The sequence below is a fragment of the Undibacterium sp. GrIS 1.2 genome, from assembly GCF_040544435.1.
Classification (GTDB): domain Bacteria; phylum Pseudomonadota; class Gammaproteobacteria; order Burkholderiales; family Burkholderiaceae_D; genus Undibacterium.
Genome location: NZ_JBEONP010000024.1, coordinates 1 through 25,590, shown reverse-complemented (window position 1 = coordinate 25,590; position 25,590 = coordinate 1). Strand labels below are relative to the sequence as shown.

21 protein-coding genes are annotated in these 25,590 nt (G+C 46.8%); 6 read left to right on the top strand and 15 right to left on the bottom strand.

Annotation, left to right across the window (positions count from 1 at the left end; genetic code table 11):
• Positions 1–159: 159 nt before the first annotated feature.
• The 4 genes from AAKU61_RS12025 to AAKU61_RS12010 form a co-directional block, all read right to left on the bottom strand.
• Positions 160–1,644, bottom strand: a complete 1,485-nt coding sequence (locus AAKU61_RS12025; RefSeq protein ID WP_354332513.1) for an efflux transporter outer membrane subunit — start codon at positions 1,642–1,644, stop codon at positions 160–162.
• Entirely contained in the window at positions 1,641–2,948 is a 1,308-nt protein-coding gene (locus tag AAKU61_RS12020) for an efflux RND transporter periplasmic adaptor subunit (RefSeq protein ID WP_354332511.1), read from the bottom strand. The genes AAKU61_RS12025 and AAKU61_RS12020 overlap by 4 nt, the downstream gene beginning before the upstream one ends.
• Position 2,949: 1 nt before the next feature.
• Complete coding sequence (locus AAKU61_RS12015) at positions 2,950–6,183, bottom strand: efflux RND transporter permease subunit (RefSeq protein WP_354332509.1); 3,234 nt, start codon at positions 6,181–6,183, stop codon at positions 2,950–2,952.
• Between the two features lie 587 nt (positions 6,184–6,770).
• Positions 6,771–7,664 carry a LysR family transcriptional regulator gene (locus AAKU61_RS12010; protein ID WP_354332508.1) on the bottom strand — a complete coding sequence of 298 codons (894 nt, stop codon included), beginning with the start codon at positions 7,662–7,664 and terminating at the stop codon, positions 6,771–6,773.
• 99 nt (positions 7,665–7,763) lie between these two features.
• On the opposite strand from AAKU61_RS12010, the gene AAKU61_RS12005 reads away from it, so the two are divergent.
• Together AAKU61_RS12005 and AAKU61_RS12000 are read left to right on the top strand one after the other, a co-directional pair.
• Complete coding sequence (locus AAKU61_RS12005; protein WP_354332506.1) at positions 7,764–8,720, top strand: NAD(P)H-binding protein; 957 nt, start codon at positions 7,764–7,766, stop codon at positions 8,718–8,720.
• A gap of 30 nt (positions 8,721–8,750) precedes the next feature.
• Positions 8,751–9,077 carry a hypothetical protein gene (locus AAKU61_RS12000; protein ID WP_354332504.1) on the top strand — a complete coding sequence of 109 codons (327 nt, stop codon included), beginning with the start codon at positions 8,751–8,753 and terminating at the stop codon, positions 9,075–9,077.
• A 43-nt stretch (positions 9,078–9,120) separates the two neighbouring features.
• Here AAKU61_RS12000 and AAKU61_RS11995 read toward each other — a convergent pair whose 3' ends face one another.
• The 7 genes from AAKU61_RS11995 to cyoA all read right to left on the bottom strand — a co-directional run bounded on the left by AAKU61_RS11995 (position 9,121) and on the right by cyoA (position 16,277).
• A complete protein-coding gene (locus AAKU61_RS11995; RefSeq protein ID WP_354332502.1) occupies positions 9,121–9,657 on the bottom strand; it encodes a response regulator transcription factor in 537 nt (178 codons plus the stop codon).
• 30 nt (positions 9,658–9,687) lie between these two features.
• The gene (locus AAKU61_RS11990; protein ID WP_354332580.1) at positions 9,688–11,052 is read right to left on the bottom strand and encodes an ATP-binding protein; all 1,365 of its coding nucleotides are present in this window, start codon (positions 11,050–11,052) and stop codon (positions 9,688–9,690) included.
• Positions 11,053–11,140: 88 nt separating this feature from the next.
• Positions 11,141–12,019: an SURF1 family protein gene (locus AAKU61_RS11985; RefSeq protein ID WP_354332500.1), complete on the bottom strand. Its 879-nt coding sequence runs from the start codon at positions 12,017–12,019 to the stop codon at positions 11,141–11,143.
• Positions 12,016–12,516, bottom strand: a complete 501-nt coding sequence (gene cyoD, locus AAKU61_RS11980; RefSeq protein WP_354332578.1) for a cytochrome o ubiquinol oxidase subunit IV — start codon at positions 12,514–12,516, stop codon at positions 12,016–12,018. The genes AAKU61_RS11985 and cyoD overlap by 4 nt, the downstream gene beginning before the upstream one ends.
• Before the next feature lie 17 nt (positions 12,517–12,533).
• Entirely contained in the window at positions 12,534–13,211 is a 678-nt protein-coding gene (gene cyoC / locus AAKU61_RS11975; protein WP_354332498.1) for a cytochrome o ubiquinol oxidase subunit III, read from the bottom strand.
• Positions 13,204–15,222, bottom strand: a complete 2,019-nt coding sequence (gene cyoB, locus AAKU61_RS11970) for a cytochrome o ubiquinol oxidase subunit I (protein ID WP_354332496.1) — start codon at positions 15,220–15,222, stop codon at positions 13,204–13,206. The genes cyoC and cyoB overlap by 8 nt, the downstream gene beginning before the upstream one ends.
• Positions 15,222–16,277: a ubiquinol oxidase subunit II gene (gene cyoA, locus AAKU61_RS11965; RefSeq protein ID WP_354332495.1), complete on the bottom strand. Its 1,056-nt coding sequence runs from the start codon at positions 16,275–16,277 to the stop codon at positions 15,222–15,224. The genes cyoB and cyoA overlap by 1 nt, the downstream gene beginning before the upstream one ends.
• A 192-nt stretch (positions 16,278–16,469) precedes the next feature.
• On the opposite strand from cyoA, the gene AAKU61_RS11960 reads away from it, so the two are divergent.
• Positions 16,470–17,774 (top strand): MFS transporter, encoded by a 1,305-nt coding sequence (locus AAKU61_RS11960; protein WP_354332577.1) that lies wholly within the window; start codon positions 16,470–16,472, stop codon positions 17,772–17,774.
• 71 nt (positions 17,775–17,845) lie between these two features.
• On the opposite strand, the gene AAKU61_RS11955 is transcribed toward AAKU61_RS11960, so the two are convergent.
• Positions 17,846–18,967: a zinc-binding metallopeptidase family protein gene (locus AAKU61_RS11955; RefSeq protein ID WP_354332493.1), complete on the bottom strand. Its 1,122-nt coding sequence runs from the start codon at positions 18,965–18,967 to the stop codon at positions 17,846–17,848.
• A 418-nt stretch (positions 18,968–19,385) separates the two neighbouring features.
• Here AAKU61_RS11955 and AAKU61_RS11950 point away from each other — a divergent pair, with 418 nt between their 5' ends.
• The 3 genes from AAKU61_RS11950 to AAKU61_RS11940 all read left to right on the top strand — a co-directional run bounded on the left by AAKU61_RS11950 (position 19,386) and on the right by AAKU61_RS11940 (position 22,477).
• Entirely contained in the window at positions 19,386–20,525 is a 1,140-nt protein-coding gene (locus AAKU61_RS11950) for an MGDG synthase family glycosyltransferase (RefSeq protein ID WP_354332491.1), read from the top strand.
• A gap of 36 nt (positions 20,526–20,561) precedes the next feature.
• Entirely contained in the window at positions 20,562–21,122 is a 561-nt protein-coding gene (locus AAKU61_RS11945; RefSeq protein WP_354332490.1) for a hypothetical protein, read from the top strand.
• A 107-nt stretch (positions 21,123–21,229) separates the two neighbouring features.
• Positions 21,230–22,477, top strand: coding sequence for an MFS transporter (locus AAKU61_RS11940; RefSeq protein WP_354332488.1), 1,248 nt, complete (start codon positions 21,230–21,232; stop codon positions 22,475–22,477).
• Positions 22,478–22,849: 372 nt separating this feature from the next.
• On the opposite strand, the gene AAKU61_RS11935 is transcribed toward AAKU61_RS11940, so the two are convergent.
• The 3 genes from AAKU61_RS11935 to AAKU61_RS11925 form a co-directional block, all read right to left on the bottom strand.
• Positions 22,850–23,692 (bottom strand): hypothetical protein, encoded by an 843-nt coding sequence (locus AAKU61_RS11935; protein WP_354332486.1) that lies wholly within the window; start codon positions 23,690–23,692, stop codon positions 22,850–22,852.
• On the bottom strand, positions 23,677–25,110 hold the full coding sequence (locus AAKU61_RS11930; protein WP_354332484.1) for a DUF2515 family protein: 1,434 nt from the start codon (positions 25,108–25,110) through the stop codon (positions 23,677–23,679). Before AAKU61_RS11930 ends, AAKU61_RS11935 begins: the two co-directional genes overlap by 16 nt.
• Before the next feature lie 78 nt (positions 25,111–25,188).
• Positions 25,189–25,590, bottom strand: a 402-nt coding sequence (locus tag AAKU61_RS11925; protein WP_354332482.1) for a DUF2345 domain-containing protein, incomplete at its 5' end; no start/stop codon positions are given.

The window sequence follows — 25,590 nt, the reverse complement described above, 5'->3', positions numbered from 1 at the left end:
ATCATTGGGTAGGAGGACATATTTATTAAAAATAAGGGGGAGTATATTGATTTCAATGCATTTATTTCATTATTTTTACTGAAAATACCGTCACTGCGAGTTAATTTAGATCAGCTCCGCTTACGTTCAACATCCGCTCAACATCTGCTCTAAGCAAACTCAAGGTCTGTTCGATTCGGCATCCCGAGCACCATCCCATCCACCACCTAAAGCCTTAATCAGATACACCGATGTCAGCATTTGCTGACCGTTGATTTGTACTGCCTGACGTTGATTGTTGAGCAGAGTTTGCTGCGCTGTTATGACGTTTAAATAGGTATCCAGGCCGCCTGTGTAGCGATCATTGGCGAGATCTAGTACGCGTTGCGAGCTGCGCACGCTGGCGTTTGCTTGTTTGCCGGCGTCGTTTAGGATGCTTAATCCGGTCATGCCATCTTCAACCTCTTGCATGGCAACCAGTACGCTTTGGCGATAACTGGCGACCGAGGCGGTGTAGAACGCTTCGCTGACTTTAACCGTCGCGTTAGTTTTGCCTGCATCAAACAGAGTTTGTGTCAGTGCTGTGCCTAATGACCATAACAAGCTAGGTGCGTTAAATAAATTACTGATCTGGTTAGCATCCCAACCGCCGTTGGTTTGTAGCAGCAGGGTAGGGAAATAGGCAGACCGGGCGACGCCGATATTGGCATTGGCAGCAGCAACGGCACGCTCGCTTGCGGCGATGTCAGGGCGTCGTTGCAATACGTCAGAAGGCAAGCCTACCGGCATTGCGGGCGGCAGTATTGTAATCATCGCCGGCGCTAACTTAAAATTAGGTGCTGGCGTGCCAGTCATTGTGGCTAAGGCATGTTCATATTGTGCGCGACGGTTCTGCAATAAACTGAGCTGCGTTTTACTCGCGTCAAGCAAGGCCTGCTGTTGTGCCAGATCGAGGCCGGAGGCAACGCCTAATTCATGCCGTGCATCGATGAAATTCAGTGCTTTTTCCTGTAGCTTCACACCTTGGCTGAGCACATCAATCTCGGAATCTAGTGCGCGCAGATTAAAGTAATCTGCAGCGAGTTCTGAGGTCAGCACTAAGCGTATATTTTCAAAATCGGCTGCCGCTTGCTCAGAACTTGCCCGTGCGCTGGCCACGGTGTTGCGGACACGACCAAATAAGTCTGCCTCATAATTCACCGCGAATCCGAGCTGAAAATTATTTTGTACTGTCGATTGGTTTGCCGTGTTGTAGGACGCGAGCGGGCGGTCGGCCGAGGTTTTTTGGCGCGCAGCACCAGCTTGTAATCCGACTTGCGGAAATAAGCCCGCAGCGCTGACGCTGACCTGGGCACGTACCTGTTCCAGACGCGCAACCGCTACTTGTAATGTTTGATTTTGGGTGATCGCTTGTTGTTCTAGCTGATTAAGTTGTGGGTCCTGAAATATCACCCACCACTGTCCCTTTGGTATGTGATCGGCTGGAGTGCCTTGTACAAATGGTGCGGTGGATTGCCATGCAGCCGGCATCACGACTTCTGGTTTTTTATAGTTCGGTGCGCTGGAGCAGCCAGCTAACAATGCTAATGAAGCGACGAGGCTAGCCGGTGCCAGTGTTGTAGCCAATGACGTTGCCAATGTCCGAGAAAGACGAGTGGACTTCATGAGCCGGCCTTCTTCGTTGGGACATCACTATTGCTCTGTTTTTCAGCCGTTTTTTCCGCCACCTTTGCAGGCATCACAGTAACTGCGTCATTCTCAGCCAGCGAGTCTGCTGGATTGAGTATGAGTTTGTCAGACAAGCTGATGCCATCTAAAATTTCCAGCGCATTACCCAGATCATGTCCTATGCTGACAGTCCGCAGCTTGACATGACTTTGCGCATCTACGACGGCAATTTGGGTGCCTTCAGGACGAAACAAAATCACGTTAGACGGAACAATCATGGCATTGGAAGTGCCGCTGACGGGCAACACAACCTGTACGTATGAGCCTGCTAATAATTTGCCGTCTTTATTGTTTAAGTTAATTTCCATCTGCATGGTGCGGGTTGCTGCATCGATCGCACCGGCTGTGCGTGCGACCGTACCCTGGAAGGTCTGACCCGACATCTCACTCTGAGTCACTTTGACCGTGTCGCCAGCCTTGATCCGTTGCGCATATGCTTGTGGCACATAGACATACACACGCAAGGTATCGACCTGCGCCAGCGTGAACAGGGCGCGTCCTGCACCGCCGTTGCCGGCATCAATCAAATCGCCGATTTCTACATTACGCCGTGTTACCACACCAGAAAACGGCGCGGTAATTTTTTTAAATTTCTCCAATTTTTGCAAGCGACGGACGTTGGCCTCGGCAGATGCAAAATTCGCTTGTGCCTGTGTAAAGGCGCTGGAACGTTCGTTCAATTCCTGTTGGGTTACGGCGTCTTTTTTACGTAATGCTTCCCAGCGTTCAGCGGACGATTTGGCAAGTTCTAAACTGGATGCGGCTTGCTGGCGGGCGGCGATGGCTTGTGCTAATTGCTGATCAATTTCTGGTGTGTCAATCTCTGCCAGCACTTCTCCTTTATTGACTTTACTGCCGATGTCTTTATTCCAGCGCAATACATAGCCGGTGCTACGCGCATAAATAGGCGATTCGATTATGCCTTGTAGCGTGCCAGGCAAGGTTAAGGCGTCGGTATTTCCAGACGCTTTGGCGTTCACCGTAGTGACATAGATTTTGGCGTGCTCTGCGGTTGATTCTGCCAGTGCGTTAGTTTGAATAACGCGTAAGCCCATGGTGATGATGGCACCCACTACCAGCAGCGCTAACGTCGAGGCGCCGATCAATTTAGCTCGTTTCAAAATAGGGCCTCGGTGGTGATGTGGATGCGCGTGTGCATGAGGGTTGGAATGTTGCTCAGCATTTGCCTCATGGCTTTGCGCGCTATGTATACCAAGGACGGCGTGGCGTTGATCGGACATATCAGGACTTTCCTTCTTCTACAACAGGCGATGATGGAGGTACGGGGGAAGTATTATTTGTGGCAGCAGTAGCTTGTTTGCGATGCTCAAGGTAGCGATGGATACTGGCAAAGACGATCGGAACAAAAAATAAAGTAGATACCGTAGCGAACAGCAAACCGCCGATTACTGCGCGACCAAGCGGGGCATTTTGTTCTGCCCCTTCACCCAGACCGATTGCCATCGGGATCATACCGATAATCATTGCCAGCGCAGTCATCAACACAGGTCTGATGCGAGTAGCTCCGGCTTCCAATGCGGCTGACAGCGGCGGCAATCCGTCGTTGAGGCGCTGACGAGCAAACGAGACCATCAAAATACTATTAGCGGTGGCGACGCCCATGGTCATAATCGCGCCAGTCAAGGCGGGAACGTTCAGTGTAGTTCCCGTTAAAAATAACATCCAGACGATGCCAGCCAAGGCAGCAGGCAATGCCGTAATGATGATAAAGGCGTCCACCCAAGATTGGAAATTGACCACGATCAGCAAATACACCAAAACAATCGCCATCAGCAAACCAATACCCAGACCGATGAAAGAGGACTTCATTGTTTGTACCTGTCCACGGATATCAATCCGGGTACCACGTGGCAATGTTGGTCGTAAGTCGTTCACCAGTTTTTCTACTTGATTAGATACACCGCCCAGATCACGGCCTTCTACGCTGACATATAAGTCAATCACAGGTGTGATGTTGTAATGCGAGACTACCGCCATTTGTTGCGCTGGTTTTACGCTCAACAGATTGCTCAGAATTTGCGAGGGGACGATGCCATCGCCCGCTGTATTCGCAACCGAACTGGAGCGCACAGGCGTGCGCAATAAGGCATTTAAATCACTGACCTGATGCTGTGGCGTTTGCACAGCGATGCTATACACAATGCCATTCACCGGATTAAGCCAGAAAGCAGGCGCAGTCTGAAAGCTGCCCGACAAAGACACCAGCAAGTTCTGTGCGACATCAACCGGATTTAAACCTAGCTGTTTGATCTGGCTACGATCCACATTTAAGGCTAAGGTAGGCTGATCCATCCTTTGCTGGATATGTACATCCACTGCACCAGGTATCTGTTTAATTTGTTTCATCAGATCACTGGCGTAGCGGTAATTGGACGGAAGATTATTGCCAGCGATCTGGATATCCATGGCTGCCGGTAAGCCGAAGTTCAGAATCTGCGTCACGATATCGGCCGGTTGGAAGAAAAATTCTACCCCTGGGAAACGCTTTGGCAGTTCACGACGCAGCCGCTCAACATAGGTCGCGGTAGGACGGTGATCTTCGTCCAGTGAGATCAGAATCTCGCCATCCAGCGTGCCTATCGTGCCTGCATTGCTGTAGGACAGGTTAATGCCGCTATACGGTAAGCCAAGATTGTCGAGCACGGTACCGATTTCTTCTTTTGGGATCATCTCGCGGATGACTTTTTCCACTTCATCGGCAATACGGGCCGTCTCTTCAATACGGGTACCTGTCGGCGCACGCATATGGAGACGTATCTGACCAGAATCGACGCTAGGAAAGAAATCTCTTCCCAAGCCAAATACCAAACCTAAAGACAAAATACAAAAGCCGAGGAACATGCCGCCAAACATTTTTCTATGCGTGAGTAGCGTAGATAAAATAATGATGTAGCCACCACGGAATTTTTCAAATGCGGCGTCAAATTTGCGATAGACCCGTTGCAGTAAGCTTGGCTTTGCTGATGGATCTCTATGCGAATGATCCATCATCAGCATGACCATGGTCGGTACCAGAGTACGTGATAAGACATAGGATGCCAGCATCGCAAAAACCACAGCTTCTGCCAAAGGCACAAATAAATAGCGTGCAACACCAGTTAGGAAAAACATTGGCAAAAACACGATACAAATACACAGCGTAGAAACCAGCGCAGGGATGGCGATTTCACCGGCACCGTCCAGTATCGCTTTATGCAAATCAGAGCCTTGATGTAAGTGTCGCTCGATGTTTTCTATCGTCACTGTTGCGTCATCCACCAGTATGCCGACTGCCAGCGCTAACCCGCCCAGAGTCATAATATTGATGGTTTCTCCCAGCGCATACAGCGCCAGTATCGATGCCAGAATGGACAGAGGAATTGAGACGGCAATGATGCAAGTGCTGCGCCAGTTACCCAAAAATAGCAAAATCATGGCAGCGGTCAATACCGCAGCGATCAGCGCCTCGTGGATGACGCCGGTAATAGCGGCTTTAACAAAGACAGATTGGTCAAACAGTTGGGTGATCTTTAATTCTTTAGGCAGGGTTTGTAAGGTGGTAGGCAAGATATTGCGCAGATTATTGACGATGTCGAGTGTTGACGAGCCACCGTTCTTGAGCACCGATAGCAGCACACCACGCTCGCCATTCTGCCGGACAATATTGGTTTGGGGCGAGAAGCCATCGCGTACGCGTGCGACTTCTGACAGATAAGTCATGGTGCCGTTTTTATTCAATACCGGAATATTGTTCAACCCGGCAATCGTATCCGGTGATCCGTTCATGTTGACGTTGAATTCAGTCGCGCCGATTTTAGCGGTACCGGAAGGCAGCGCCAGATTTTGCGCATTCACGGCATTCACTACATCTGTTGGTGTCAGTCCCTTTGCTAGCAGCGCTTGCGTGTCTAAATCTACTGAAACAAGCCGGGATTTGCCGCCAAAAGGGAAGGGCACCGCGGCGCCCGGAATAGTGATTAATTGTGGACGTAAAAAATTGACGGCAGTATCAAACAGCGATTGCTCATTCATCGTCGCACTCGATAACCCAAGCTGAATGACAGGGATGCTGGATGCCGAATATTTAATCACCAGCGGCGGTGTAATACCTGCCGGTAGCTGGCGTAATTGCGCCTGTTCGATAGAGACTACTTGTGCAATCGCCGTCTGGATATTGGCATTGGGCTGGAAAAAAATCTTGATGATGGAAATGCCAGCCAGCGATTGGGACTCGATATGTTCAATATCGTTGACCGTAGTTGTCAGACTGCGCTCATTGACAGCGGCGATGCGCTGCCCCATTTCTTGCGCAGACAGGCCGTTGTAGTTCCAGATAATACTGACGACGGGGATATTAATTTCCGGAAAAATATCGGTCGCCATCTTGGTCAGCACCAGTGGCGTCGATAATAAAATCAATAGCGCCATCACGATAAACGTGTAAGGCCTTCGCAATGCAATTTGAACGATCCACATCTTAAATCGACTTCCCTAGGACATACTCGGTTTGATCAGGCTTAACAATAATGGCAATCATCATCACCGCAGTGATGGCTAAAAATTTGCAGCGGAGTTTACAGCGATGGTGGTGCAAAAAACAGCGTTTAAATTACTCAGGTGTGGTTACTGCGTCGAGCGATGAAAAGTGTAAATGAATTCGCTTACTAGCGTCTAAATCTGACCCGTAAAGTTGTTACCTAAAATGCGTAATTTCTGCAGCAAATGCGTGCAAGTACAGACAAAGCTAAGGCGCTTGATTAAGCATTATTTTTGTGAATTTTATAAGACTTAAGTCGCACGGAATAAATATACTCCCCATTAATTTAATGAAAATAGCCTTATTGTCCAAATAATATATGGACAATCTATATATACATACTGGGAGTATATTTATTTAATAGATTGTGCAGTTTAGTAAGCTTTAAGCCAAAAATCGTCGTGAGCATAGATAATTTTTACTGCTACGGTGTGCCTTGCGTTTTTGTAACGAAATGTTTTGCAACGCACAAATTAGCTATTTGTATCGTTTCTGACTCCGCCTGTGGCAATAACCAAAGTAGGTATTAGTTTGGAATAATCTCAAGTAACTTCGTGACCAAAAAATCAAAGCATGTTTTGTAGCGTGCATTGAGTTTCAAATCCTCATGCATCACAATCCAGGTCGGAAATTCTATGCAGAAATCGGCAGGCAAAATGTGAACCAGATTTTCATCACGTTTTGCCAGTAAGTCCTGGCAAATTCCTATGCCAAATCCAGCGCGTATTGCCGCTAATTGAGCGACGCCGCTATCGACCCGCAAGCTGAAATGCTCTCGCCGGAGAAAAGGATATGCCTCTTGGAATGCCCGCATGTAGGGCATCACGCTATCAAAACCGATCAAACTGTGATTAGATAAATCGCTAATTTCGATGGGTATGTTGTGTTTGTTCAGATAATTTTGATGGGCGTACAAGCCTAATTTGACAACACCAATACGCCTGCTTACCAATACTTCCTGGGTCGGCTTTGCCATTCGTATAGCGATGTCTGCATCCCGATTTAGTAAGTCCTGATTCAGGTCAGATAGTACGAGTTCTATTTCTAAACCAGGATGAAGCTGCCGTAATTCTGCAAGTATGGGCGGCAAGACTTCAATACCGATGACAATCGATGACGTGATGCGCACCGCACCCCGAACTTCTTTCGCCTCTGCAGAAATGGCTCGCTCTAGGGCTGCGGTCGTTGTTTTCAGATTCTCTGCATAAGGACGTAGTGCAAGTGCGCTGACTGTCGGCGTCAATCCGTTTTGAGAGCGGGTAAATAAAGTGACACCGAGCGCTTTCTCCAGCGCTTCAATCTGTCTTCCTATCGTCGGCTGGGTCAAGCCCAATGCCCGTGCCGCACTAGAGAGTGACCCCTCTTCTAACACCGCAAGAGCTGCTTTGTAATGATCCCAATTGATGTGATTTTTATCCATACAAAAATGTATATCAGGTACACGTATTTCGTCAATTGTATTTAACTCGCTTAAAGGCCAAAATTCAAACGTCACTTACATTTAACAAAAGGAAATCAAATGACTTCAGTAAAAAAAGCTCTGGTACTCGGTGCAACCGGCGGAATCGGCGGCGAAGTTGCCAGACTCCTCGTCAAGCGAGGATGGGAAGTTACAGGACTGGTCAGAAATATTCACAGTGTCTCTCTGGGACAGGACGGAATTTTCTGGGTAGCGGGAGATGCAATGAATTCGCTTGACGTCCTCAATGCCGCAACTGGAGCGAGCTTAATTGTGCATGCGGTGAATCCACCTGGCTACCGCGATTGGGATAAATTGGTGTTACCGATGATTGACAACACCATTGCCGCGGCTAAGCAAACCGGGGCGCGCATTTTATTGCCTGGGACGGTATATAACTACGCGCCAGACATCAACTTTGATGTAGATGAAAACTCTGCCCAATTACCTGTTACCAAAAAAGGAAAAATTCGGGTCGAGTTAGAAAATCGTCTGCGTATGGCCTCACTTCAGGGAGTGAAATCATTAATCGTCAGGGCCGGAGATTTTTTCGGACCTCGAACACTGAGCAGCTGGTTCTCACAAGCATTGGTCGTTCCTGGGCGAAAAATTGAGTCTATTCAGTATCCAAGCAAAATGGGAACAGGGCATCAATGGGCTTATTTGCCCGATGTCGCGGAAACCATGGTCGGACTTATTGAGAGCAGCGAAAAGTTAAAAATCTTTGATGTATTTCATATGAATGGTCACTGGGACCAAGACGGTACCGAAATTGTTGATTCCATCCGCAGAGTCGTTGGAAACCCGGCGATTAAGATCAAAAGTTTTCCTTGGTATCTGATGCCTTTAATCGCATTTTTTAGTCCTACGGTGAAAGAAATGCTGGAGCTTCGCTATTTGTGGACGTCGCCATTAAAAATGAGCAACGCGAAATTAATTGAGGTGCTTGGTCAAGAGCCAAATACGCCTTTGGACATCGCAATCAACGCAAGCTTAAAAGGATTGCGTTGCATTTAATGAGTGACTTGACACTTTAAGGAGTAAAAAATGAGCATTATATATTTAAACCAAAATGGGGGAATGCATCGCCATCGCATATTTGGGCAACGAGAAAAATGCGATCAGTCACAATTTTGTGACTCCTTCAAACAGATGTATGGAAAATTAGTTAGGGTATTTCATGAACAAAATAAGTCGATGGAGCGTTTTCTATTGATCCCGACGGTCTGGCTACAAAAAATGGGTATTGTTGAAGTATTGTTTTCAGCCGGAGGACTCGGTTCTATTTGTGTAAATATGGCTCTGATACTGATGTCGAAGTATTTCTTCAGACTAAAATCGAGAATGAGTCTGCTGATGTTTGTCGGGGCTTAAGAGAAAAAATAATCGTCATGCTCTGAGTTTGCATCAGGTCCGGTTATTTAATCCTTTGTTTCTCCAGCTTGCGTGCCAGCGTGCGTCTATGCATGCCTAGTCTTCGAGCTGTTTCTGAAATATTAAAGTCGGTTTCTGCCAGAACTTCGTGAATCCTTTCCCACTCCAGATTTTTGATGGAGGTGGAGCGGTTTGTAATTTCTACCTCCGCTGTGCCGGCGATATGCCCGAAGGCAGCTTCAATATCATCTGTGTTGGAGGGTTTAGAGAGGTACTGGCATGCCCCAAGTTTGACTGCTTCTACCGCAGTCGCAATACTAGCAAAGCCGGTCAATACCACAATCAACATCTGTGGATTATGGTGACGAAGAAGCTGCACGCATGCAAGGCCGGATGAGTGGCCGTTTAACTTCAGATCAACGACGGCATAGGCGGGAGAATGATCTGATAGTAATTTCTCAGCATCCTCCATACTGGTCGCGTGCAAAACAGTGTAACCACGTCGCTCAAACGAGCGGCTTAGTGTGCGGGCAAAAGCAGTATCGTCTTCGATAATGAGTAACAGACGACTCTCTGACATAGTGAATAAATTCCTGAGGTTAAATCTCGGTTAAAGCATGATCGCGGCAAGTGGCAATGTTAATTGTACGACGGCTCCGCCCTCGTCGCGATTAGATGCCGTGACATGACCACCTAGTTTGCGTGCCACATTGATGACAAAAAATAGCCCTAGTCCGCTACCCGGACGACCTTTGGTCGATTGATAAGGTTCACCGATGCGTGACAAGATGGTGGGGTCGAAACCATGCCCGCTATCTGCGACCGTAAATATTAGTGCATCGTTTTCACGCCTGACTTCCATGCGCAGCCAGTCTGGGGAGGCTTCTAAGGCATTGTCGAGTACATTACAGACCATTTGCTTGAGAGCGGTGTCAAAGACGATAGGAATATCCTCTTCAATCTGATTGTCAAAACCAAACGAGACTATTGGTCTGGTCGAGATAAATTCTCTGGTGAGATCGTTTAAAAAAGTATTGATCGTGGTTTTGACTGCGGACTCACCACGTGCTTCTCCGGCCGATAGCAAGATGCCGCTGACGATACTTTTACAGCGTTGTAGTTGTGTTTCCATCTCGCTGATTTCTTCCAGCAGTTCTGCGTTATTACTGAATTCTGGCATCCGTCGCCAGTCTCCCAATATGACGGAGAGTGTCGCCAGTGGCGTACCTAATTCATGCGCGGCACCAGAGGCGAGCAGACCCATGCGTACAATATGATCTTCCTCGACTGCCCGTTGGCGCAGATCGGCGAGCTGGGCATCACGTGCGCGCAGATTGTGACCAATCCTGGTAATGAAAAAAACCAGCAGGGCGGCATTCAGCATAAAACAAATAATCAAGCCACCGACATACAAGTGCGATAGCCCGCCGTTTTCAGCGGGCGGCAAAGTTAATGGCTCAGAAAACAGTGATAATCCGGCCAGACAGGCACTGGTGAAGATAACGATGATCCAGGTTGACCAGGCTTCTAGCAACACGGCACTTAAAATGACTTGTAACAGATAAAGGAAGGCAAAGGGATTAGAGGTGCCGCCACCAAAATAGAGCTGCGCCGTCAGACTAAACACATCGATGAGTAATGCAAAAACCAGTTCGCCATTCGTCACATACACGCGCTCATGCCAGCGCAAATGACTGGCAATATTGAAAGCGATTAAGCATACAAGCACAACCAGCATTTTGACTAAGGGCAAATGGATGCCAAAGCCAAGCATCACTATCAAAATGGTTGATAGTTGCCCAAATACGGCAATCCAGCGCAGCTGGATAAGCTGCAGCATATTCTTGTGTCCAGCGGAGTTTTTGTACTCGATGGCGATGGCGGATTGTTCTGCCAGTGTTTTAGTCGCTGACTTCGTTACCGACTTAGCTGCGGTCTCTTGTTCAGTTTTTTGAGGGACGATCTTTTTTACCATGCTCACTATGTCCGCTTATTCTGATTATTCTGGAATGTTTGCAGATCTTAAATCATATTTAAAATTAAGTGCTGAAGCTCCTGGCGGACTAGGGTCTATGCTGACGAGGCTGATATTTTCTATCTCTGATGACATAAAACCAGGCAGCTCCCGTCATGATTGCGAGTAAGAACCAGACCACAGCATAAACTAAATGGTTGTTATGGAAGTTGATCACGGTCAAGCCTGCGACTGGGTAATTTCTTGAGTCCTCATCACGCTGGGTATTCAGTTTATCTTGTGATGACGTATTGGGGGCATTAGTACCAGCGTCGGCATCGATAAAAAAAGGAGCTACCTGTGTCAGAGCATTTGCAGCTGCAATTGCCTGCACATCACGTGAATACCAGCGATTACCAGCAGGGTCATTTTTTCTTAAAAAACCTCCGCCCGGTTCGGTCATACGCATTAACCCGCTGACATTGATCGTGCTAGGGCTAGTCAAATCGGAGTGATCTTTTTGGGGTAATGTCCGATACGATTCAGCCATCTTTTCCGGGATAAAGCCGCGATTAATCAGGACGATACTTTGATCTATTGTCTTGAATGGCGTCAGTACCCAGAAGCCGCCTCCCAATTCTGTGGACGCTTGTACCAGAGTGTTTTTTTCAGCCAAAAAATTACCGGTAACTTGGATATGGCGATATTCATCTGCACTTGCATTGATGCGCGGCCATTGAGCAGAAGTAGGAGCGGGTGTTGCAGCAGCATGAACGCGTTGTTCAACACGTTCAATTAAATCAAGCTTCCATTGAAGACGTTTGACTTGCCAGGTTCCCAGAGAAATAAAACCTGCAAAGATAATACCCATGCAGGCGGTGAAGGCAAATCTGAATAACATGGATCGGCGGCTGGTGCGATTGGGTAAATCTATTTTTAGTGTCAGATCAGCGTCCTCGCCTGCCATTTCTTGTTCTGGCTTACTCATCGCATAGACGGCATAGTCTTCATGTTGTCCGGCGCAGGTAACGGTGATGATGCTGGCGTTGCTGCTGGTGTTGATTGTGTCGCCGGCATTGGCATCACGCTGATCGATTCCGGTTTGGTTTCTGTTTCATGCATCATGCCAGGCATCATATTGTGATTTAAGTGATACATCACCCAGAGCGAACCACTCATCATAATGAAGACTAGCATGCCGGTGAACAGCAACGCCAGCATTGACCAGCCACCTTCAGACTTGGTATTCATGTGCAGGAAATACACCATATGCACCACGATCTGTACAGCCGCAAATCCCAACAAGATAAATCCAGTCGTACTTGATTTATCAAAGACTTTGCCCATGACCAACCAGAATGGGATTGCGGTCAAAATCACTGCCAGGATAAATCCTGTGGCATAGCTTTTCAGACTGCCATGATCCGCATGCATATGACCATGCTCGTGGTGAGCATCATGATGGTCGCTGTGACCGTGCGCCATGTGTTCTTGGTTTACGCTCATGGTAAAACTCCCATCAAATAAACAAAAGTAAATACACCAATCCAGACCACATCAAGAAAGTGCCAGAACATTGACAAGCACATCAGTCTTCTGCTGTTCTCTGGCGTAATACCATGACGACCAACTTGGAACATCAATGTAATCAGCCAGATAATACCGAAGCTCACGTGCAGGCCATGCGTACCAACTAAGGCAAAGAAGGAAGTCAGAAATCCACTGCGCTGAGGACCTGCACCTTCGTGTATCAGATGCACAAACTCATATAACTCAAAGCCAATAAAGCAGGCACCAAGTAGGCCGGTAATGGCGAGCCAGATCAAGGTGGCTGGGACGCGCTTACGCTGCATTTCCAACATGGCAAAGCCATAAGTGATAGACGACAACAATAGCAACGATGTGTTGATCGCAACCAGGGGCAGGTCAAACAATTCTGCACCTGTAGGGCCGCCTGCATAGTTACGACCAAGTACCGCATAGGTTGCAAACAGGCAGGCAAAGATCAGGCAGTCGCTCATCAGGTAGAGCCAGAAACCGAGCAAAGTGCCGTTTTCCGGATGGTGCTCTTTGACATAAAAATCGCTGCTGACATGCGTGCCAGCGTGTGAAGTTGCACTGATGTTCAAACTGGTATTCAAGTTCGTGCCCTCATTTGGAAAAGTTACAGTATTAGACATAGCTCACACCTTGGCCGGTACCTAACAAGCGAGTACGTTCGCCTTCAGTATGGACGACATCAGCAACAGGGATGTAGTAGTCACGTTTGTAATTAAAGGTGTGAACAATAATTGCCACCATCATTGCCGCAAAGCCCAAACCTGCCAGCAACCACATTTGCCAGATCAGGGCAAAGCCACATATGGCACTCAGTAAGGCGATGACAAAACCGGCACCAGTATTCTTCGGCATATGGATCGCCACAAAACCATCTTGAGGACGAGCGTATTGGTTACTCTTCATATCCGCCCACGCATCGTTGTCATAGACTTTTGGTGTGAACGCAAAGTTATATGCTGGTGGTGGCGAAGATGTCGACCATTCCAGTGTACGGCCACCCCAAGGATCGCCAGTAAAGTCACGCAGAGAGTCACGACGCTTAAAGCTGACGTACAACTGAATGATGAAGGAGGCGATACCCAAGGCAATCAAGAAAGCACCGAATGCAGCGATCTGGAACCAGATTTGCAAAGACGGATCTTCAAAATGGCTAAGACGTCGTGTTACACCCATCAGACCGAGTACATACAAGGGCATGAAAGCGAAGTAGAAACCAATCGTCCAGAACCAGAAGCAGCATTTACCCCAGAAGTCATCCAATTTGTAGCCAAAAGCTTTTGGAAACCAGTAGTTAATTCCGGCAAACATACCGAACAACACGCCACCGATAATCACGTTATGGAAATGAGCGATCAGGAACAGACTATTGTGCAGAACGAAATCGGCTGGCGGTACTGCTAACAATACGCCTGTCATACCACCGATGACGAATGTGATCATAAAGCCGATGGTCCACAACATAGGTAATTCAAAACGAATACGGCCACGGTACATCGTGAACAACCAGTTAAATATCTTCGCACCGGTCGGGATAGAAATAATCATGGTCGTAATGCCGAAGAACGAATTGACGCTCGCACCCGATCCCATGGTGAAGAAGTGATGCAGCCATACGAGGTAGGACAGGATAGTAATCACGACTGTCGCGTAGACCATTGATGTGTAACCAAACAGACGTTTGCTGCAGAATGTCGATACGATTTCAGAGAAAATACCGAATGCAGGTAAGACCAGAATATAAACTTCAGGATGACCCCAAATCCAGATCAGGTTGACATACATCATGGCGTTGCCGCCCATGTCATTGGTGAAGAAGTTCGTTCCAACCATACGATCCAGCGACAACATACCCAACACTGCAGTAAGGACAGGGAAGGCAGCAACGATTAACACGTTGGTGCACAGCGCAGTCCAGGTAAATACTGGCATCTTCATCATGGTCATGCCAGGGGCACGCATTTTAATGATCGTCGCAATCAGATTAATTCCCGAAAGCAAAGTCCCGACCCCCGCGATCTGTAACGACCAGATATAGTAGTCCACACCCACATCCGGACTGGACATGATTCCAGAGAGCGGTGGATATGCCAGCCAGCCAGTGCGTGCGAATTCGCCAACGAATAATGAAGCCATCACTAAACCGCCGCCAAATGCAGTCATCCAGAAGCTAAAATTGTTCAGGAAAGGAAAAGCCACATCGCGTGCGCCGATTTGCAGCGGCACGACATAGTTCATCAAGCCAGTCACTAATGGCATCGCAACAAAGAAGATCATGATTACGCCGTGTGCCGTAAAAACCTGATCATAGTGATGCGGTGGCAGGAAACCTGCTGAGTCTCCAAACGCCAGTGCTTGTTGCAGGCGCATCATGATGGCATCAGCAAAGCCGCGCAGCAGCATTACCAGTGCAAAAATTACATACATAATGCCGATTCTTTTATGGTCGATACTGGTGAACCATTCACGCCACAACATACCCCAAACGCGGAAGTAGGTCAGCGCCGAAAGAACTGCGAAACCACCGATACCGACCACAATAAATGTAGCTAATAGGATAGGTTCGTGAAAGGGAATCGCATCCCAAGTGAGACGGCCGAAGATCAGCTTCGTCAAATCGATATGGTCTTGCATCATTGTTTTCCGATGGTAAGAGGAGATGCTGTACAAATTTCAGCGTCGATGTTGAAGGACAATCGTGTTGCGTTATCTTGCTTCAGGCGTTGCGTAAAAATATTGGTGAAATCTGCTTTGGCATTGGATGCAGCATAGGCTTTCGCATTTGCTCTAGCATCGCTCATCATCATTTTGTCCATGCAGACTTCGCCTGCACCAACGCAACGATTCAGGATGGCATGATACAAATCCGCATCAACGCTCGCATAATGACGTACCGGGTCACGCTGACTTGGCTTTTCTAGTTCCAAATAATTTGCTCGATCCAGTACCTGAGCTTTCGCTTTGGTAGCTTGCACCCACAGATCGAAATTTTGAGCGCTCATGCCATGAAACTTAAAGCGCATATCCGAAAAACCTGCACCACTGTAATTGGCAGAGAAGCCCTCAAACTCACCCGGTTTATTAATCACCGCGTTGAGTGAAGTTTCCATTCCCGGCATGGCATAAATCTGACCAGCCAGCGCAGGAATAAAGAAAGAATTCATCACGCTAGATGCTGTGATTTTAAAGTGAACAGGCACATCCACCGGTGCAGCCAGCTCATTTACTGTAGCGATGCCAAGGTCGGGGTAGATGAACAGCCATTTCCAGTCCAGCGCTACTACTTCGACATTTAAGGTCTTGGTGCCCACAGGAATAGGGCGATTTTCATCTAGGCGCGATAACTTACGGTAAGGATCTAAGGTATGAGTACTGATCCAGGTGATCAGGCCCAGAGCGATAATAATCAGCAGCGGTGCGCCCCAGATCACTAGTTCTAGCTGAGTTGAATGATCCCAGTCAGGTTCATATGTCGCGGCGGTATTGCTTTTTCGGTAGCGCCACGCAAATACGATCGTGAGAATGATCACCGGAACGATGATAAGCAACATCAGCAATGTTGAAACCCAGATCAGGTGGCTTTGCTGAGCAGCAATATCACCTGATGGATTCATTACTACCGTGTTGCAGCCTGCCAGCAAAACAGCAGGAAGGAGAGCTAATCCGCGACGTGCAAATAATGGAATCATGATGTGATAAGTCAGTATGTGTGAAAATTTTATGCTAATGTACTCTTACCGATATGCCTTGGCGATTGGACGTTTTGTCCTAGTTTTCAAATAAGCACGAAAAAAAGAGTAACGTTCAACGACCTAACTACAATTCGAGAGACAACTATGGCCAGCATTAGTACAAACGATAACGAACTGCCTTCCAACTATATGACAGATTCTAAAATTAGTAATGTCAGAAACACTAAATCTGATCATTCGTCGATTGCTCCTAGTGAGATCGCAATTGGTGTCGTGATTGGTCGAGCGTCTGAGTATTTTGATTTTTTTGTGTATGCGATTGCCTCGGTGCTGGTTTTTCCTCAGGTTTTTTTTCCTTTTGAGCAACGATTAGAAGGCACTCTTTACGCCTTCGTGATTTTTTCATTTGCATTCTTAGCCCGTCCGTTTGGCACAGTGACTTTTATGGAAATCCAACGGCGACTGGGGCGTGAAGCTAAGCTCACCATTGCCTTATTTTTGCTTGGTATTTCCACCGCTGGGATCGCGTTCCTCCCGACTTACTCCCATCTTGGCGTAACTTCTATCGTGTTACTTTCTTTGCTGCGGATAGGGCAGGGCATTGCGCTGGGCGGCTCTTGGGACGGTTTGCCTTCTTTACTTGCTCTAAATGCGCCACAAAATAAACGTGGCTGGTACGCGATGTTAGGGCAATTAGGCGCGCCAGTGGGCTTCATGATTGCCGCTGGTCTGTTCGCTTATATGGTCACAAATTTGTCTAGTGAAGACTTCCTGGATTGGGGCTGGCGCTATCCGTTTTATGTCGCGTTTGCTATCAACGTGGTGGCATTATTTGCCCGCTTGAGGTTGGTTTCTACTAACGAATATAAGCGACTATTGGATGAGCGTGAGCTGGAGCCAACGAATATCGTTGAGATGACCCGCTCACAAGGTCGTAACCTGTTGATTGGTGCGCTCGCGGCTTTGGCTAGCTACGCACTGTTTCATCTTGTCACGGTGTTCCCGTTATCCTGGATTACGATTTATTCCAAACGCTCGCTAAGTGGGTTTTTAGAGATACAGATGATAGGTGCGGTGTTGATGATCGTCGGCATTATTATCTCTGGCCTGGTCGCAGATCGTATCGGCCGTCGTAAGATGTTATTCACCTTGGCGCTGATGATTGCCGTACTGAGCGGATTTGTACCGGCTTTGTTAGGTGGTAGCGAGCTTGGGCAAGATATTTTTATCTTGTTAGGTTTTAGTATATTGGGGTTATCTTACGGCCAAGCTGCCGGTGCCGTGACTGCCAATTTTGCACCTAAGTATCGCTATACTGGTGCTGCCTTAACCTCTGATCTGGCATGGCTAGTGGGCGCAGGCTTTGCACCATTAGTGGCACTTGGACTGTCTTCTCATTTCGGTCTTGAATACGTCAGTCTGTACCTGTTATCCGGTGCAGCGTGCTCGATGGCAGCACTTAGCTTGAATCGAGCTTTAGAAATCAGAAATTAATATTTTTACGGTAGATCAAAGAATTGTTGCATGAAGAGCCGCTAAGCTTTTCATGCAATTGAGTTACCCCGTCAGATCGTTTGATTGTTGGTCTGAGTTTGAGTTTGATATTGTGCTTGTACAGGTAGTGCGGCAGCTACATGCGCCAGCACTACTTCATGCACAAACTGTAATTTTCCTTGAACTGGCGAAGACAGTTTGAAGGGATACGAGTCCGGCGTGCCAACGCTGCGATTTAAACTATTAAGCACGTAAGTTAATGCAAACCAGTCGCTCATGATTTCCTCAAATGAATTGATCTTGAGTGGTGGAGCAGTAATTTCCATTGCAGGCTCAGCAAATTTTTGAGGTTTTAGTGACAGACCGCAGGCATGTGCAGTCTCTAGCGTATCCACCATGTGCAGATAATGCGCCCAAGTTTCTGCCCAATCCTCTGCTGGATGCGAGCTCGCGTAGCTGCTGATAAATCGCTGCTCCCAATGCGCTTGCGGGCCATTTTCATAATGTAACTTTAGACTTTCGCTATAGTCTTGGCGCTCATCGCCAAACAGTGCGCGATATCTCTCCAGCCAGTGACTGTTGGCAATCAATCGGTTGAAATAATAGTGACCGCTCTCATGGCGAAAATGTCCGAGCAGAGTTCTATATCGTTCATGCATCTGCTCCCGCGTCCGCTCGCGCTCTGCTGGATTGGCTTCAGCGATATTAATGGTGATGAGTCCGTCATCATGTCCCGTAAAGATTTTTTCTTCGGTAACGCCATCTTCTAAGAACTGAAAAGCCAGACCGTTGACCTCGTCTTCTTGCTTAGAGATGGGTCGTAGCTTGAGCGACCAGAGTGAATACAGAAGTCGCCGTTTAGCTGATTCAAGCCGCTGCCAGAACAGATGATTTTTCTCGCTGGTAAGCGATGGGATAATTTCTGTCATCCGGCATGAGGCACATAAATCATAAGTATCGCCAGCATCAATCATCCAGTTGCATATCTGCTGATTGGCATAGTTCTGACACTGTTTGTAGAGACGTCCCTCATCAGCCGGATTCAGACTACGCCAGTTGCCGTTATCTGCTGGCTCAAAACTACTGACCGTCGTCTGTAAGTGTTGATAGCCAAGCGTACTTTGGCAATTGAAGCAAAAAGTGTTTTCAAAAAAAACCTGCTGGGAGCATTTATTACAGTGAAACGTTTTCATAGCAAGTCCGAATCCCGGGTAAATAGAAGAAATTAATTCAATAGTAAATTTGATACGCTTGCTTCCGCTGACTTCACCTACTCCATAAGACTGGTATCCGATAATCGAACTTTACCAACGAAATTTACCGAGTTATTTGATTTTGACGATGTGTAAAGTTTGTCCAAGGGCTGACACAATAGGGCAAAATATTGTCATGATTTTATTTGCACATTTAATCACATATCTCTGATTAGACATCTTATCCGGATAGCATATTGATTTGGCTTATTTATTAATCTTATTAATCTTATTAATCCCTTGACTACATACTTAGAGATAAATAATCCTGAGCATAGTTAAAACAATAGATCAGTTCAATTCAAGATAAGCTATTTTTCCTTACCAATAATATTCAATCCATAAAATCTACTTAACTATGACGCAAAAAAAGGTGTTACTTCTGAGCGTTTCTGCCGGTGCTGGCCACATGCGTGCCGCCGAGGCGATACGTGCTTATTCGCTTGATCCGCACTATCAGGTGGTGGCGACACATCTCGATGTGATGAATTTTATGACGGCAGGATTTCGTAAGTTATATACCGATTTTTATATCAAACTGGTCAATAAAGCACCAACACTGTGGGGCTATTTATACCAGGCCTCGCACGAGGCACAGCCCGATAGTACGATGGAAAAAATGCGACGTGCGCTGGAACGTTTAAACGCACGTGCTTTGCTCAAAGAGATTGCTAACTTCAAACCGGATGCAATTATCTGTACGCATTTTTTACCTGCTGAAATGCTGTCAAGGCTGCTAAAAAAAGAGCGTTTACATTGTCCAGTCTGGGTACAAGTGACAGATTTTGATTTACACAGAATGTGGGTGCATGAGCGCATGACTGGCTATTTTGCTGCGAATGAAGAGGTAGCTTTTCGTATGCGGGCGCAGGGAATCGCAGCGGATACGATCCACGTGACCGGCATCCCGATCATGCCAAGTTTTGCTAATCAGTTAGATAGGGTGGAATGCGCTAGAGAATTCGGTCTTGATCCCGCTCGCATGACGATTATGTTAATGGGCGGTGGCGCAGGCTTAGGTAGTCTGGATACGATCGCAACACGTTTATTGGCCTTAGATAGCGATTTTCAATTAATTGTTTTAGCAGGAAAAAATTTACCAGCTTTGGCTGAGTTGCAGAGATTAGCAACGCGTTATCCCGGACGTTTATTGCCACAAGGGTTTACCGATCAGGTAGAACGTTTAATGGCATGTGCCGATCTGGTCGTGACTAAGCCGGGTGGTTTAACGACCTCAGAATGTCTGGCGATGGGCTTGCCGATGATTGTCAATTCACCGATACCAGGGCAAGAAGAGCGTAATGCCGATTACTTGTTAGAGCAGGGTGTTGCACTAAAAGCTTTTGATGATGTGACGCTGGAATATCGTATCCGTTATCTGTTGGCACATCCAGAAAAACTGGTAGATATGCGTGCCAAAGCGACCGTATTAGGTCGCGCCGATGCAGCGCGGCAAGTGCTGGAGTTAGTCTGTAAAAACACATCAAAGAGTTTTTAAAAACTCCTTAGAAAGTAGAGTCAATTGATGCCAATAATGTCGCAAATAAAATCAAAGCAGCCTGAGTCTGACGCAGGTCGGATAACCAAGGTCGGAGACTTAAGCCATACAGCTGTTCCTCTGATCGTCACCTTGTTTTGGGTCGCATTATTGGGCTTATTTTTTGCGCAGACAGAAATCCAGATTGAAGGCGGCGCGGGCTGGGCAGCCAACTTACCGACCTGGCGGATAGAGCATCACTGGTTATTAGATATCTTTTGGGGTGGTCGTCCGATGACAGGCTACCACGCTTGGGTATTTCCTTTTATTGCTATGTTTTTCCATTTTCCGTTTTTTTTCTCGCAACGCTGGACGCTCAAATTAGAAGCTAGGGCGCTGGCTTGCATTATGATGTTTTGGATCGTAGAAGATTTTTTGTGGTTTGTTTTTAATCCTGCTTATGGATTAACCCGTTTTGACCCTATACATGTGGCCTGGCATAAGAACTGGTTTTTATTTGCTCCTGCGGATTACTGGAATTTTTTATCTATCGCTGCAATATTATTTTGGTTTTCGTATCGCCAAGGGACATTCATACGACAGATCAAGAATATTTAAAAAAATTAAATCTGGTAGTCAACAGGGATTGACACACCTAAGTGTAGATATCTATGACTTACTTAGATGTTCCACCGATATTAATTCTAATCAGAGACGAGAATAATATGACCAGCACCAGTAAAACAAAACGGCAGCCGGGCAATATGAAACAAGACGCGCAAGTGATTGGCTTGGTCGGCATGGCGCATAGTATTTCGCATTTTTTTCACTTGATACTGGCCCCCTTATTTCCCTGGATTAAAGAGGCTTTCAATTTATCGTATGCAGAATTGGGCTTACTGATGAGCGCCTTTTTTGTGGTGTCGGGTATTGGGCAAGCATTGTCTGGTTTTGTGGTGGATAGAATCGGAGCAAGAACCGTACTGTTTTTTGGTGTGAGCTGTCTGGGTGTTGCAGCGCTGGTGTTATCTGGTGCGCAAAATTATTTTATGTTGATGGCTGGATCAATGTTGGCAGGGCTGGGTAATAGTGTATTTCATCCGTCTGACTACACTTTATTAAACAAGCGTGTGTCGCCTGCACGCCTTGGATATGCTTTCTCGGTACACGGAATTACTGGCAATCTTGGATGGGCAGCGGCACCGCTATTTTTGGTGACTATTGCTGGGTTTGCAGGCTGGCGCACGGCACTGTTATCTGCCGCCTTTTTGCCAGTTGTGGTGTTGATCGTATTGTTTGTGTATCGCGATGTTTTGCGTACGGATGAGGTGCCAAACATTGTGTCTGGTACAGCGACGATGTCAGCTAAAGTCAGCAGTGGGACAATGGATTTCATGCGTTTGCCCGCGGTCTGGATGTGTTTTGCTTTTTTCTTTATGACGGCAATGGCGCTGGGCGGTATACAGAGTTTTGCATCGGTTGGTTTGCGAGAGATCTATGGCATGTCATTAGCATGGGCGACCACGGCTTATACCGCTTACATGCTCGCATCTGCTGCCGGCATGTTGTGGGGCGGTTTTATCGCCGCCAAAACGACACAGCATGATCGCACTATCAGTATTGCTTTTGCGGTTGCAGGTTGCTTTGCATTGTTGCTGGCAACGGGCTGGGTTAACGCCGCGCTAGCGGTGGTATTGATGGGCGCGATTGGGTTTGGCTCTGGCGTCGCCGGACCTTCACGTGATTTGTTGATACGCGCAGCAGCACCAAAAAATGCCACAGGGCGCGTCTATGGCGTGGTGTATTCCGGTCTGGATACTGGCTTGGCATGCTCACCCTTACTGTTTGGCGCAGTCATGGATGCGCATCATCCAAGCTGGATTTTTGTCTGCATCGGTGTGTTCCAGGTGCTGGCGATTTTGACGGCGGTGAATGTGGGGTCAAACACAAAAGCAAGAGCGCTGGCTGTTTAATATTTACATAAAGAACTCATGCCGAATAGCTTCAGACTCTCGCTTAAAGCTGTAACTTCTTAGCGCAGTTTGAAGTGATCTGCAAGATCAAAAATGGTTTTTAATCCGGACCATTAGTTTTTCGTGAGAATCTATAAACGACTTTGAACTGAGGCGATAAGCATTGAGGTGAAGAAGAGTAACGTCGAGGTTCCCCCACATCCATGATTTTTTAAGCTTGGGGTCGTTGTAGGTGAGGGAGTACAAAAACATACCGAAAAAATATCTATAAAAATGTCAAAAGAATGCCCAATAAAAATGCGCCTTCCAGCACGATTATGGTCTGGGAGGCGCAGAATGATTGGACGATCTATTTTTACTATTTAACAGTAATTATCGAGGAACTACAGTGTCACCACGTTTGATGGCATTGGCTTCTAATATCTTATTTCTTGCTTCGGTTTCTTTTTTGCCTTGCATGTACTTTGCCGTGCTGCCCCAGCCTTTAGCATCACCTTCTTTGAGGTCACGCGCCTGATTTTCCTGATCACTTTTGACCATGGTGGCGAGGTCTTCAAATTCTAAAAATATTTTATAGGTAATATTACTGCTGTAGTCGACTTCCAATTTAGCAACGACACCATCACCTACCCATTCATAGCGCTGCGTTTCACCCATCATGGCGCGCCATTCTTCTGGTGTTAATTTGTAGCTAGGATCAAACGCACAGCCTTTACCCACATTTAAATTACCAGCCTCATCTAATAAAGACGAGCGTCCTGATACTGCTGGACAGCTTTCACGAATATACCGTTGCCATTTTCCTTTTTGAAATTGTGCAATCAGCTTTTCAACAAAGGCTTGTCCTGCTTCGTGGGTTTTAATGTGTGCTTTAAATTGTAGAGTGACATTGTTAACTGCGAGATTGTTGTTATCAGGTTCATCAGCGTACATAGTAAAAGCAAACAGTGATGAAGCTGTTATCTCATAACCTGGTCTCGAATAGCGAGCAGGAATATCGTCAGGAATTTGGTTAATGCTGTACGACACTTGTCCAGCGGTTTTGCTAGAATTGAACCTCGGTACTCCTGTAGATTTTGCTGTTTCTACAATATTTTTACCTAATTCAAACTTAATCTCTGACATTTTTTCTGTCCCAAAATAGTAATAAACCAATAGCCCGGCAACCAATAAAAATACGAACAAAATACCCCGCCGCTTCATGCGTTTAACCATCCTTGAATTTTGCGCAATTCGTCTTCCATGTACGGACGGTATTTAGACATTAATCGATTAAAATCTTTAGCGATTTGAGCGACAAACTCCATCCTATCGTCTTTATTAGGCAAACTCTTTTTCGCACCTGTAAACCGATCTTTGAGTCCATCAGGCGCATCAAAAATAGTTTGTAAATTTGGATCATTTGTTTTAGGAGCGAAGCTATATATCACCTTGAACTGCGGTGATAACCATCCACCGGTAAGGCGACTAAATTCGTGGTTCATATCCATGGTTTTTTTGAGTTCGGGATCATTGTAGATCAATGGCTGCAATACATTGACTTGTTCGTGTTGCGCGATGATCGCAAGTTCTTTTTTCTGATTATTAAATTTTTCGTTTTTGTCGGAAGTTGAGTGTTCTTCGATGATTTTCGCATACGCCTGTCGAATCTCCCCCGTCACCTTAAACTGCCTTGCCTTCACAATCTCTGCGATGGCTGCGCTGTCTTTAGCGACACGACTCAGTTCGATATGTTCTGATTCCATCACAAAGTAAGCTTCTTTGAATTTGCCCCAATACGGACTAGCAGGGGTGCGATATCCATTGTCGTATTCTTTTACATGCGCTTTACAGTAACTATGCGCTAATTGCGTGGCGGCGGTATATTGGCCGTAACCACCATCCTGACTCCAGCTGGGTGGTGTGTCAAAGTAGCTGCCCGCCTTTTTGTAGACTGGATCTGCGCTCAGACGGCCACTGAGCCGGCCTAGCCATTCGGGGCCGAAAGGGAGTTCTTCTACAGCAGTTTTGGATTGAATCTGAAACGTCGCTAAGTTGCGCTCACCCAGACAGGCATCTAGCCGAGTTTTATTCAGACTGCCATCCCGATTGATACCATATTCCATAAAAAACCAGAGCCAAGGGTAAATATCCATAAATAACCAGAGATTACCTCTGGCCAGCGCCGCATAGGTTCGCATCACATGTTGGTACGGCGAGCTACCGCTGCTCATCAGACTGCCTATATCCGCTAGTGAAGAATTACGGAAGGCACTGGCAACATCCTTCCATTCACGTTGCAAGACTTCTTCACGAGCAAAGCGGTAGGCCTCCACAATATCTTTGACGACAAAGGCAGCGAGTGCGACCCAATAAAACTGGAGATTACCTTTGGATTTATCGCTGCTTTTGAAATACAGATCGGCATAATTGGCGGCGATCCGTTTGGCGCGACGTTCCGGGTCATCAATCAAGTAATAGCAAGCATCTTTGGGACTTTTTTCACAAACGGCAATGAGGGCTGCTTCTTGGGCGAATGACCACAGATGCTTGTACTGCACCGTCGCGGTATGTTGAGAATTGGGCGTGGTGTTGGTCATGCAGGTACCCAACACTTCCAGATGTACGCCGTTTTCTATTTCTGTATGATCCATTGATGGAGTTTCCGTGAATGTAATGCGTATTAATATCGCTTAGTGATCAAACTCAGCAATAAGATTTGGCAACAGGGCTTATTTTTTGAGCTTAAATGCTGAGTAGCGCAGCGCGTAGTTCAGAGGTTGTGCACTTGCTGTATCCAGCCGCTCAATATCACCTTTTTCTGGGCTTTTATTAGTCACTTTTTGCGTTTTGTCAGTCTTGTTGACGACATGAATAGGCATGTCTGCTATTGGCGCGTCGTGGGCATCTTTATAAACGATTTGTTCATCGTATTTTACAAACAAAGATTTTTCTGGGGGAATAGGTGGGACGATGCGATCAGGCAAAGGAGCAAGCGTCGCCGCCCCCCTAGCCCCAGCATCAAAAGCATGCTGTCCACCTTTAACCGTAAAGTTGCCCGGACAAGCAAACGTAATATTCGCCCCCTCCAAGGTAATCGACGACTGGCCTGCTTGCAGCGTGATCTTCTGCTT